This window comes from Sphingomonas sp. R86521 (assembly GCF_042466235.1).
In the GTDB taxonomy this organism is placed as follows: domain Bacteria; phylum Pseudomonadota; class Alphaproteobacteria; order Sphingomonadales; family Sphingomonadaceae; genus Sphingomonas.
This window is the reverse complement of the sequence record NZ_JAXHBY010000001.1, coordinates 1,458,210-1,469,926: the sequence shown is the minus strand read 5'-3', so window position 1 is coordinate 1,469,926 and position 11,717 is coordinate 1,458,210. Positions and strand designations below refer to the sequence as shown.

8 protein-coding genes are annotated in these 11,717 nt (G+C 67.8%); 1 reads left to right on the top strand and 7 read right to left on the bottom strand.

Translation table 11 applies throughout. From position 1 onward, the window contains the following. Positions 1 to 73: 73 nt before the first annotated feature. The 7 genes from SJY20_RS06855 to dapA form a co-directional block, all read right to left on the bottom strand. Positions 74 to 424, bottom strand: coding sequence for a response regulator (locus tag SJY20_RS06855; protein ID WP_380785889.1), 351 nt, complete (start codon positions 422 to 424; stop codon positions 74 to 76). 49 nt (positions 425 to 473) lie between these two features. Further along, positions 474 to 2,864, bottom strand: coding sequence for a response regulator (locus SJY20_RS06850; RefSeq protein WP_380785887.1), 2,391 nt, complete (start codon positions 2,862 to 2,864; stop codon positions 474 to 476). 211 nt (positions 2,865 to 3,075) lie between these two features. After that, a complete protein-coding gene (locus SJY20_RS06845; protein ID WP_380785886.1) occupies positions 3,076 to 5,103 on the bottom strand; it encodes a M13 family metallopeptidase in 2,028 nt (675 codons plus the stop codon). Between the two features lie 112 nt (positions 5,104 to 5,215). After that, entirely contained in the window at positions 5,216 to 7,288 is a 2,073-nt protein-coding gene (locus SJY20_RS06840) for a M13 family metallopeptidase (RefSeq protein WP_380785884.1), read from the bottom strand. A gap of 59 nt (positions 7,289 to 7,347) precedes the next feature. Continuing rightward, complete coding sequence (locus SJY20_RS06835; RefSeq protein WP_380785882.1) at positions 7,348 to 7,893, bottom strand: DUF2062 domain-containing protein; 546 nt, start codon at positions 7,891 to 7,893, stop codon at positions 7,348 to 7,350. Between the two features lie 19 nt (positions 7,894 to 7,912). Further along, a complete protein-coding gene (gene smpB / locus SJY20_RS06830) occupies positions 7,913 to 8,395 on the bottom strand; it encodes an SsrA-binding protein SmpB (RefSeq protein ID WP_147082763.1) in 483 nt (160 codons plus the stop codon). A gap of 186 nt (positions 8,396 to 8,581) precedes the next feature. After that, entirely contained in the window at positions 8,582 to 9,466 is an 885-nt protein-coding gene (gene dapA / locus SJY20_RS06825) for a 4-hydroxy-tetrahydrodipicolinate synthase (RefSeq protein WP_380785881.1), read from the bottom strand. 91 nt (positions 9,467 to 9,557) lie between these two features. Between dapA and SJY20_RS06820 the strand changes: the two genes are divergently transcribed. Beyond that, positions 9,558 to 11,564 (top strand): lytic transglycosylase domain-containing protein, encoded by a 2,007-nt coding sequence (locus SJY20_RS06820; protein WP_380785880.1) that lies wholly within the window; start codon positions 9,558 to 9,560, stop codon positions 11,562 to 11,564. Positions 11,565 to 11,717 lie beyond the last annotated feature (153 nt).

Below are 11,717 nucleotides of genomic sequence, written 5' to 3'. Positions count from 1 at the left end.
TATGTCGCGGCAGGGGGTATCAGCGCAAGAGTGTTGCGCGACATTCTGCACAGTACTGGTAGCCGGTACCGGTTTAGAGCGCGTCGAGGGCCTGCGCGACGCCGTCCATCGTGAACGGCTTCTGCAACCGTGGCCGGTCGCGGAAGCGCGGGTCGAGACCGTCGTCGCCGCCACCGGTCGCGAACACGAACGGGACGCCCCTGGCGGCGAGCGCCTCGGCGACCGGCATGCTCTTTTCGCCACTGCGCAGGTTCACGTCGAGGATCGCACCGTCGATCCCGCCCTGTTCGATCCTTGCGAGCGCGTCGGCGACGGTGTCGACGCTGCCGGCGACCCCCTTGCCGAGGACTTCGAGGAAATCCTCGAGCATCATCGCGATCAGGGGCTCGTCCTCGACGATCAGAATCTGCGGCATAGCGTTCATCACGGCGCTCTACCCATGATTGTTGCGCAACGCCAACAACTTGTTCGACTCACCGCCCGGCGAGCACGTCCCGTGCCGCCTCGGCGAGCTGCTGCACCGAAAACGGCTTCGGCAGGAACGCGACGTTGTCGAGGTCGATCGACTTGCGCAGCTGCTCCTCGGCATAGCCGGACATGAACAGCACCGGCAGATCGGGATATTTCGCGCGCGCCCGCCGCACCATGGTGGGGCCGTCCATCGTCGGCATCACGACGTCGCTAACGAGAAGGTCGGGGCGGCCGTGCTTCTCGAGCACCTGCAGCCCGATCTCGCCATTCTCGGCGGTCAGCACGCTATAGCCCTGCCGCGTCAGCGCGCGTTCGGCGACGGCGCGGACCATGTCCTCGTCCTCGACCAGCAGGATCGTGCCGGTGCCCCACAGATCGGCGGGCCTGATCGCGATCTTGGGGGCCGCAAGCCGGGGCGCGGCGGGCGCGGCGTGGACCGGGAGGTACATGGTGAAGGTCGCACCCTGCCCCGGGTTCGAGTCGGCGAAGATGTAGCCGCCGGACTGCTTGACGATCCCGTAGACGGTGGAGAGGCCTAGCCCCGTACCCTTGCCGAATTCCTTGGTGGTGAAGAACGGCTCGAAGATCTTCGGCAGGATGTCGGGCGCGATGCCCGCGCCGGTGTCGTGCACGACCAGCGCGGTATAGTCGGCGACGGGCAGGATGTCGGAGGCCATCTGGCGGACGTCGGCCGATGACACCGCGCGCGTGCTGATCGACAGGGTGCCGCCCCCGCGCGGATTGGCGGCAAGGATCGCGTCGCGCGCGTTGACCGCGAGGTTGACGACGACCTGTTCGAGCTGGCCCGGATCGGCGCGTACGGGGCCCAGGTTGCGGCCGTGAGTCATGTCGAGGCGGACGTTCTCGCCCATCAGCCGCTTCAGCAGGTTCGAGACTTCGGAGACGACGTCGGGCAGCTGGAGTATCTGCGGGCGCAGCGTCTGCTGGCGGCTGAACGCGAGCAGCTGGCGGGTCAGGCCGGCGGCACGGTTGGAGTTGGTGCGGATCTGCTGGATGTCGTCGTAATCGCTGTCGCCTGGCGAATGGCGCATCAGCATCAGGTCGCAGTGGCCGATGATCGCGGTCAGGATGTTGTTGAAGTCGTGCGCGACGCCGCCGGCAAGCTGGCCGACCGCCTGCATCTTGGTGGCCTGTGCCACTTCGCGCTTCAGGCGCGATTCCTCGCTGTTGTCCTTCAGGCTCAGCAGCACCGATGCGTCGCCCAGTCCTCGCGCGCCGGCGATGGTCAGCGCGACCGGTTCGTCTGGGTGATCCTTGAGCCGGACCGCCATGTCGGTCGAATGCGTCGCGCCGCTGGCGAAGCGGCGGATCGCATCCGCAACCGCGGCCTTGTCCTCGCGCACCACCAGGTCGCCCGGGTAGAGCGGCGGGGCGGCGCCGGTGACGCCGGCCGCGCGCAGGAACGAATCGTTCATTTGCAGGAAACGGCCGTCGCGATCGACCAGCGCCATGCCGAACGGCATCAGGCTGACCAGGCTGCGGACGTGCGCCGACGCGCTGGCGCCGATCGCGGGCGCGTCCTCTTCCTCGTCCAGCAGGACGACGAGGACAGGGGCGTCGTCGCCGTCGATGAACGGGATCTGGAGGACGCGCAGCGGGGTGCCGCCCAGCCCTTCGCGTTCGAAGCGGACCAGGCCGCGGCTGTCGGTGATCAGGAAGCGGGCGAAATCACGCCCCTCGATATCGCCGCCAAGGTTGCCGCCGTCCTGCCCGAGGGCGCGGACGCGGAGCACGCGGTTGGCCGAGCGGACCCGGCCGTCGGGCGAGATCAGCGCGATCATGATACCGCTGCCGCCCAGCCGGTCGCCGGTCGGACCCGAGATCAGCAGGTTCGCGGTCTCGGCAAGGTCGTCCTCCTGCGTCGTGACGAAACGCCAGACCAGCATGTCGGCCTCGTCGCCGGCGCGGGTCACCAGGACCGACAGCCGCGCGGTCGACGTCGCCAGGCGGTCCGCGCGCGCGGCACCGTCGCGCCATGCTGCGCGACCGGCATCGCCGAGCGCGGCGATCCCTGCGTCGTCGAGCGGCAGGCCGGGCGGGGTCGGAAAGCCGGCGAAGACGTGTTCATAAGCGTCGTTGGCGCACACCAGCCGGCCGGCGCGATCGGTGACGGCGACGGCGTCGGTGCTGGCCTGCGCGATCGCACGCGCGAAGTCCCAGTCGATCGGGCGCGGGGCACCGGCGTCGGCGGGGGTGAGCGTGCGCCATGCGATTACCGCTCCGCCGGCGATGATCCCGGCCGCTAGAAAACCGGTTGCAGCCACGACGCTGCCGACCAGCAGCAGGACGAGCAAGGCGGCGGCGACCGCCGACGCACCGGCGATCAGCGCGGCGTTGCGCATGGAGGGGGTGGTCTGGGGTAGCGAGGCCATTGGTGCGGTCTTCCCCCCTAGGGGGGCGGAGCGTCAAGCGGGATCGGTACGTGCACCCGCCTCCGTCATGCTGAACTCGGTTCAGCATCCACCGTGAGGCGCGCGTTCGGGCCAGAGCCGGTCGGTGCGCCTGCCGCTTAGTGGACCCTGAAACGAGTTCAGGGTGACGGAGGGGATTGGTTTGCGGGCGGGGTTTACGAAAGCTCGGCCTCTACCAGATCCGGACGCGCTGTTCGGGGGTCAGGAACAGCTTCTGGCCCGGCTTCGGCTGATACGCCGCGTACCAGGGGTCGAGGTTGCGGACGACCGAGGCGCGCTGTTCGGAGGGCGAGTGCGGGTCGGTCAGCAGGCGCTGGCGCAGGTTCGCCTCGCGGTAGCTGCGCCGCCAAACCTGCGCCCAACCGAGATAGAAGCGCTGGTCGCCGGTAAAGCCGTCGATCACCGCCGGGGTCTTGCCGCCGAGCGCCTTGTGGTACGCGTCATAGGCCACGGTCAGGCCCGCCAGATCGGCGATGTTCTCGCCCATCGTCAGCTGACCCTTCACGTGCAGGCCGGGCAGCGGTTCATAGGCGTCGTACTGCGCGCCGAGCTTGCCGGTCAGCGCCTTGAAGTTGGCGACGTCCTTGGGCGTCCACCAGTCGGTCAGCTGGCCGTGCGCGTCGTACTTGGCGCCCTGGTCGTCGAAATGATGGCTGAGCTCGTGCCCGATCACCGCGCCAATGCCGCCGTAATTGACCGCGGGGTCCGCCTTCGGATCGAAGAACGGTGGCTGCAGGATCGCGGCGGGGAACACGATCTCGACCATGCCGAAATTGGCATAGGCGTTGACCGTCATCGGGGTCATCCCCCACTCCCAGCGCTGCAACGGCTTGCCGAGATGGCCGACGTTGTACTGGTGCGCCCATTCGTTGGCGCGCCATTCATTGCCGAACGCATCGCCCTTCGTGATCGCGAGGTTGCCGTAATCCTTCCACTGGCTGGGGTAGCCGATCTTGGGGGTGAAGGCGGCGAGCTTGGCGTGCGCCTTGACCTTGGTTTCGGGCGCCATCCACTCGAGCGTATCGATACGCTTGCCCATCGCGGCGAGCACGTTCTTGACCAGCGTATCGGCCGCGGCCTTGGTCTCGGGCGGGAAATACTGCGCGACGTAGAGCTTGCTGACGTCGTCGCCGAGCGCGTCGCTGGTGAACTGGACGCCGCGCTTCCAGCGGGCTTCCTGCTCGGGGGTGCCCGACAGCACGGTGCCGGAGTAGGCGAACTGTTCGTCGTCGAACGCCTTTGGCAGGACGTCGGCATATTGGTCGAGCGAGCGCAGGATCAGCTGGTCCTGAATGACGCCGATCGGCGCTGCCGCGACGAGTTTGGCGATGCCGGCGACCGCGGTCGGCTGCGATACGATCAGCGTGTCGACGGGGGTGCCGATACCCTTGAAATAGGTCGCGAAGTCGAATCCTGGCGCGGCCCTTGCGAGATCGGCGACGGACATCTTGTTGTAGGTCTTGGTGGCGTCGCGGCTGTCGATGCGGGTCCAGCTGACGCGTGCGATCTCGGTCTCGAACGCGACCAGCGCGGCGGCGCGGGCGGCGGCGTTGGGTTCGCCGGCCAGCGTCAGCATCTTGGCGATGTGCGCCTGGTACGCGGTCTTGGTCTCGACCAGCTTGGCATCGGTGCCGAGATAATAGTCGCGGTCGGGCATCCCCAGCCCCGCCTGGCTGATCGACAGCGCGTAGATTTCGGGGAGCTTGTCGTCCTGGCCGACATAGGCGCCGAACGGTCCGCTGATGCCGGCGCGCGAGGCTTCGGCGACAAGCGCGGGATAGCTCGCGCGGGTGGCGCCCTTCACCTTGGCGAGCCAGGGCTGGATCGGTGCCAAGCCCTTCGCGTCGATCGCCGGGCGATCGAGGAAGGTGGAATAGGCGCGGCCTATCTTCGAATTGGAGTCCTTGGCGGCGGTATCGAGAATGCCGCGGGTACGGCTTTCCGACAGGTCGGACAGCAGGTTGAAGGCGCCGTAGTTCGCCTTGTCGGCGGGGATCGGCGTGTCCTTCGCCCAGGTGCCGTTGGCAAAGGCGTAGAAATTGTCACCGGGCTGGACCGCGCGGTCCATGCCTTTTTCGTCGAAGCCGAAGGTGCCGTATTGGGCGCCGGTGCTCTTGGGGTTCGCGCTTTGCGAGGTGGCTGCGGTGACGCCTGCGACGGCGGTGGCGGCGAGCAGGCTCGCGGCGATCAGGGACTTCATGGGACTCTCCTAAATTCGCCGTCATCCCGGGCTTGACCCGGGACCCAGGGTTACAAGCGCGCCGCTCGTAACCCTGGGTCCTGACTTTCGTCAGGATGACGAAAAGGCGTGTTTACCAGATGCGGACGCGGGCTTCGGGGGCGAGGTAGCTCTTCTCGCCGGGCTTGGCACCGAACGCGGCGTACCAGGGGTCGAGGTTGCGGACCGTCAGGACGCGCTGGTGGCCCGGCGAATGCGGGTCGGACAGCAACGTCTGCTGCAGCGCTGCGTCGCGGAACTTGGTGCGCCAGACGCCGGCCCAGCCGTAATAGAAGCGCTGGTCGCCGGTGGTGCCGTCGATGATCGGTGCAGGCTTGCCGCCGAGCGACTTGTGATACGCGTCGTACGCCACCGTCAGGCCGGCGAGATCGGCGATGTTCTCGCCGAGCGTAAGACCGCCCTGGATGTGCTGGCCGGGCAGCGGCTCGTACGCGTCGTACTGCTTCACGAGCGCGTCGGTGAAGACCTTGAACTTTGCGACGTCCTGCGGCGTCCACCAGTCCGTCAACTTGCCGTTGAGGTCGTATTTGCGCCCCTGGTCGTCGAAGTGATGGCTGATCTCGTGACCGATCACCGCGCCGATCCCGCCGTAATTGACCGCCGGGTCGGCCTTCGGATCGAAGAACGGCGGCTGCAGGATCGCGGCCGGGAACACGACTTCGTTCATCGTCGGGTTGGCGTAGGCGTTGATCGTCATCGGCGTCATGAACCATTCGCCGCGGTCGATCGGCTGGCCCAGCTTCTTGAGATCGCGGTCATATTCGAACGCGTTGGCGCGCGCGACGTTGCCGACCAGATCGCCCGGCTGGATCGTCAGCGCCGAATAGTCGCGCCACTTGTCGGGATAGCCGATCTTGGGCGTGAACGCGGCGAGCTTGGCGAGCGCCTTGGTCTTGGTCTCGGGCGCCATCCAGGCGAGGTTGCGCAGGCGGTCGCCCATCGCGGCGATGACGTTCTTGACGAGCTGGTCGGCGGTCGCCTTGGCCTCGGGCGGGAAATACTTCGCGACATACTGCTGGCCGATCGCCTCGCCCAGCGCGCCCGATACGGTCGAGACGCCACGCTTCCAGCGCGGCTGCTGCTCGGGCGTGCCCGACAAAGTGGTGCCGTAGAAGGCGAAGTTCGCCTTGTCGAAGTTGCTCGACAGATACGGCGCGAACGAGCGCAGCACCTTCAGCATCGCGAAGTCCTGCAGCACCGCGATCGGGGTGTCGGCATAGACCTTGGCCTCGCCGGTCAGCGCGCTGGGCTGGGCGACGAGGTAGAAGGGACGGCCCGACACGCCCATCGCGGTCATGTACTGCGCCCAGGGGAAGCCCGGCGCCTTTGCGGCGAAATCGGCGGCGGTCCACTTGTTGTAGGTCTTGTCGGCGTCGCGGCTTTCGATGCGGGTCCAGTGCGCGGTCGCCAGCGCCTTCTCCATGCCGAACACCGCGGCGGCGCGGGCAGCGGCGTTGGGCTCGCCCGCCAGCGTCAGCATCTGCGCCAGATAGGCCTGGTAGGCGGTGCGGACGGTCGCGAGCTTGGCGTCGTCCTTCAGGTAATAATCGCGGTCGGGAAGACCGAGCCCGGCCTGGCCGAAATTGACGGCGTAGCTGGTCGGATCCTTGTCGTCCTGGCCGACGCCGACGCCGACCAGGCCCCCTGCCCCCTGGCGCTGGAGCTTCGCGATCTCGGTTGCGAGCGCGGTCTTGTCGCGCGTGGCCTTGATCGCGGCGAGCCACGGCTTGACGGGCCCGGCGCCCTTCGCGTCGACCGCGGCCTGGTCCATGAAGCTGGTATAGAACGTCCCGACCTTGTCGTTGGGGATCTTCGCCGACCCATCGAGGATGGTACGGGTGCGCTCCAGCGACAGGTCCTGGAGGACGTGGAACATGCCATAGGACGAACGATCCTGCGGGATCGGCGTGTTCTTGACCCAGGTGCCGTTGGCATAGTCGAAGAAGTCGGTGCCCGGCGTCACGGTGGTATCGCGGCCCGCCATGTCGAAGCCGAAATCGCCGATCTGCGGCTTGTTGGCATCCTTGGGTGCGACCGGGCCGGTTGCGGCGGCGGTCGGCGCAGCGGCTTTAGTCGGGGTGCGCTGGGCGATCGCGATGGTCGAGATGGAGACGAGCAGAAGGGCAGTCAGGATCGGCGTGCGCATCGATGGTCCTCGAACAGGAAGTCAGGATGCCGCGTGTTCTACGCCGATAGCACGCTTCGTCAATTGTCGTATCTTGTGTGACGATGTCGCCACTTGCGCGCGATCCAGACCCGCCAGCCGAGCGCGCTGAGCGCATAGCCGGCGACCGCCGAGACGACCGCGATTACGATCAGCCCCAGCGCTGTCGCGGGGCCGGCCTGCATCAGCCACGGGATCCAGCCGGTATGCGCGGCGGCATCGGCGACCGGCTGGCCCGGCACATGCGCATCGAGCCGCAGCAGCCAGCGACCGATCCAATAGGCGAGCACCCAGATCGGCGGCGTGGTCAGCGGGTTGGTGACGAAGGTGGTCAGCGCGGCGGTCGGCACGTTAGCGCGGAACGGCAGCGCGAACAGCGCGGCGACGGGGGTCTGCGCGACCGGGACGAGGATCCCGGCGATCATCCCGAGCGCAACGCCGCGCGGGACCGAACGGCGGGTGAAGCGCCACAGTTCGGGGGCCAGGACGCGGTGCGCGACCGGGCGCAGCAGGCGGTTGCTTTCCATCGACTCGCGCGTCGGCAGGTTGCGCCTGCTCCAGGCGCCGAAACGTTGCCAGCCGGTCATCGCCACCGAACCCCGATGATCAGCCGCGGTCGCGCATGATGCGGCCCTGTTCGCGCTTCCAGTCCTGTTCCTTCACCGAATCGCGCTTGTCGTGGTTCTGCTTGCCCTTGGCGAGCGCGAGTTCGACTTTCGCGCGGCCCTTGGAATTGAAATAGATCATCAACGGCACGAGCGTCATGCCCTGACGCGCGACCGCGCCGTGCATCTTGTTGATCTCGCGTTCGTGCAGCAGCAGCTTCCGCGGCCGCTTGGGCTCGTGGTTGAAGCGGTTGCCGTGGCTGAATTCGGGGATGTTCGAATTGACCAGCTGGACGGTGTTGCCCTTCACCTCGGCATAGGCCTCGGCGATCGATCCCTCGCCGCCACGCAGCGCCTTCACCTCGGTGCCGGTCAGCGCGATCCCCGCCTCGAACACCTGCTCGATGTAATAATCATACCGCGCGCGCCGGTTCTCGGCGACGATCTTGGTCTTCTCGAAGGTGGGTGGCTTTGGGCGCGACATGGGGGCGATGTAGGCGCGAAGCGATGGCAGCGAAAGCCCAGGGGTAGCGAAAGCCCCAGGGGTAACGAAAGCCTAGCCCGTCATCCTGACGAAAGTCAGGACCCAGAGCCCAGGACGTTACCGCCCGTAACCCTGGGTCCTGACTTTCGTCAGGATGACGTAAGGTTGGCGACGGGGCGGCGTGGGTCAGGCGAGGCCGGCGTGCGCCAGCGCGGCGTCGACGGCGGCGCGCGACGCTGCATTCGCTGGCGTCATCGGCAGCCGGAGCGTTTCGGGGAAACCGCTGCGCACCTTGGTCATCGCGTATTTCACCGGGCCCGGCGACGCGTCGGTGAACAGCGCCTCGTGGAGCGGATACAGCTTGTCCTGATACGCCAGCGCGGTGACGAAATCCCCGGCCTGGCAGGCCGCCTGGAACTCGGCGCACAGCCGCGGCGCGACGTTGGCGCTGACCGAGATGCAGCCGGTGCCGCCCATCGCGTCGAACGCGAGCGCGAGGTCGTCGTTACCCGATAGCTGCGTGAAGTCCGGCCCGCACGACGCACGGTGCTGCGACACGCGGGCGAGGACGCCGCTGGCATCCTTCACGCCGACGAAGATCGTGGGATAGGCCGTAACGATACGCGCGAGCGTCGCCGGCTGGATGTCGGTCACCGTGCGCGCGGGCACGTTGTAGAGGATGATCGGCAGCGGCGCAGTGTCGCCCAGCGCGGCGAAATGCTGGAAAATGCCCTCCTGCGACGGGCGGTTGTAATAGGGCGGGACCATCAGCGCGGCGTCGGCGCCGGCGTCCTTCGCGGCCTGCAGGTTGCTCGCCGCGACCTTTGTGTCGTTGGAGCCCGCGCCGGCGATCACCGGAACGCGGCCGCGGGTCTGGTCGACGCAGATGCGGACGACGTCGAAATGCTCCTCGTACGACAGCGTCGCGGCCTCGCCGGTGGTGCCGCAGGCGCACAGCGCCGACGACCCTTCCGCGATCTGCCATTCGATCAGGTCGCGATATGCGGGTTCGTCGACGCTGCCGTCGGGCGCGAACGGGGTGACGAGCGCGGGGATGGATCCGGAAAACATGAGGATGCGCGCTCCTGTTGCGCTGAAGCTGAGGTCTGGTTTTTGGGATTTCGTTCAGGACAGATACGGGTTGAAGGCGTATGATGTCCACATGGTAGCATTTGCGTTGAAAACGAGCATCCTCCTGGCCCTCGCGGCCGGTACCGTAGCGGCATCGGGGGTCGGGCAGGACGACCTCGACCGCTATCGCACGCAGATGGCGAACATGGGGCCACAGCCGGTCGCGGTGAACCCCAACACCGCCGATGGCGCGATCGCCGCGACGATCGCGCAGTGGCGCGCGCTGCAGCAGACCGATGCGCTGCCGTTCGACAGCTATGCCGGCTTCCTGATGGCACATCCGGGCTGGCCGAACGCGGCGGCGAACCGGCGTGCCGCGGAAAAGCAGGCGGGGAACGCCGCACCGGGCAGCGTGGCCGCGTTCTTCCGGCGCTATCCGCCGACCACTGCGTCGGGCAACCTGGCGTTCGCTCGTGCCCTGATGGCGACCGGCGCGCGTGAGCAGGCCTATGCGGCCGCACGCACCGCATGGCGATCTGCAGGGTTGAGCCCGTCCGACGAGGCTGCGGTGATCGCCGGTTTCCCGGGCGCGCTGACGACCGACGACCAGGATGCGCGGATGGATGCGCTGCTGTGGGCGGGGCAGACCGGCGCGGCGCAACGCCAGCTGGCTTATGTGAGCCCGAGCCGCCGTCCTGTGTTCGCAGCGCGGCTGGCGTTCCGCACCAACGCGCCGAACGCCTCGGACCTGTCGGCGTCGACGCAGGAACTGTACCGCAACGATGCCGGCTATGTCGCCGATCGCGCGATCTGGTTGCGCAATTCCGGCGCGAGCCCGAGTGCGCGAGCGTGGCTGGCGCGACCGCGGTCGCTGACGACGCGCCCGGCCAATGCCGGCGAATGGTATGAGGTGCTTGCCACCAACGCGCGCGGCGCGGCGGCGGATTCGCAGTGGCAGACCGCCTATGACATCGCGCGGCAGATCGACGACGCCTACCCCGCCGGCGCCGACATATCGGCCAAATCCTATGCCGAGCGCGACGAATACACCAACCTAGCCTGGCTCGGCGGCCAGGCGGCGTTCAGGCAGTTGCGGCGGCCGGCGGACGCGATGACGCTGTTCGACCGCTATGCGCGCGGATCGAAGTCGCCGACAGTACGTGCCAAGGGCTATTACTGGGCGGGCCGCGCAGCCGAGGCAGCGGCGCTGCAACCGCAGGCCGCGGCTTATTACGGGCAGGCCGCGGGCTATCGCGACCAGTTCTATGGCCAGTTGGCGATCGAGCGGACCGGCCAGCCGCTGGTCGCGCCGCCGCCGATCCCGGCGGTCCCAATCGCCCCCGCGGTCCGCGCCGCGTTCGACGCGCGCGAGACGGTGCGCGCGGTGAAGTTCCTCGGCATGATCGGCGACTGGCAGGACCAGACCGCGTTCGTCCGCCAGATCGCGGCGGATGCGACCACCGACACCGACCACCGGCTTGCCGACGAATTGTCGCGGACGATCGGCCGACCCGACCTGGGCGTGATGGTCGGGCGCAGCGCGATGACCAACGGGCTCAGCGAGTATTCGGCGGTCGGCTTCCCGACCGTGCCGGTCCCCGCGGGTTATGAGAGCAATTGGACGATCATCCACGCGATCTCGCGGCAGGAGAGCCAGTTCGATCGCGCGGCGGTGAGCCATGCCGGCGCGCGCGGGCTGATGCAGCTGATGCCGGGCACCGCGCGCGAACAGTCGGGCAAGCTTGGGCTAGCCTATTCGCAGGCGTCGCTGACCACCGATCCGAACCTGTCGATCATGCTGGGGTCGAGTTACTTCCAGCGGGTCTACGCCAATTACGGCAGCTATCCGCTGGCGGTGGCGGCGTACAATGCCGGCGGCGGCAACGTGAACAAATGGCTGCGCGCGAACGGCGATCCGCGGACCGGCGCGGTCGACATGGTCGACTGGATCGAGGCGATCCCGTTCCAGGAGACGCGCAATTACGTCCAGCGCGTGCTGGAGAATGCGGTGGTGTACGACCTGCTCAACCCGCCGCGGTCGACCAGCCGGGGGGCGGCGCGGTTGTCGTGGTATCTGGGGAAGAACCGGCCGGGCTGAGCCCCCGCCCGTCGCCCCGGATCCGCCCGTCACGTCGGCCTGTTCGTCACTCCGGCCCGCTCCGTCACCCCAGCGAAGGCTGGGGTCTCGTGCCGCAAGCGCGCGTTTAGTAACGTGAGACCCCAGCCTTCGCTGGGGTGACGGAGCAGGTTA

Bases quoted from the DNA above. Each gene is read 5' to 3' on its own strand.
- SJY20_RS06840 (WP_380785884.1), bottom strand. From the start codon at position 7,288: ATGCGCACGCCGATCCTGACTGCCCTTCTGCTCGTCTCCATCTCGACC.
- SJY20_RS06835 (WP_380785882.1), bottom strand. From the start codon at position 7,893: ATGACCGGCTGGCAACGTTTCGGCGCCTGGAGCAGGCGCAACCTGCCG.
- dapA (WP_380785881.1), bottom strand. From the start codon at position 9,466: ATGTTTTCCGGATCCATCCCCGCGCTCGTCACCCCGTTCGCGCCCGAC.
- SJY20_RS06845 (WP_380785886.1), bottom strand. From the start codon at position 5,103: ATGAAGTCCCTGATCGCCGCGAGCCTGCTCGCCGCCACCGCCGTCGCA.
- SJY20_RS06850 (WP_380785887.1), bottom strand. From the start codon at position 2,864: ATGGCCTCGCTACCCCAGACCACCCCCTCCATGCGCAACGCCGCGCTG.
- SJY20_RS06855 (WP_380785889.1), bottom strand. From the start codon at position 424: ATGAACGCTATGCCGCAGATTCTGATCGTCGAGGACGAGCCCCTGATC.
- SJY20_RS06820 (WP_380785880.1), top strand. From the start codon at position 9,558: ATGGTAGCATTTGCGTTGAAAACGAGCATCCTCCTGGCCCTCGCGGCC.
- smpB (WP_147082763.1), bottom strand. From the start codon at position 8,395: ATGTCGCGCCCAAAGCCACCCACCTTCGAGAAGACCAAGATCGTCGCC.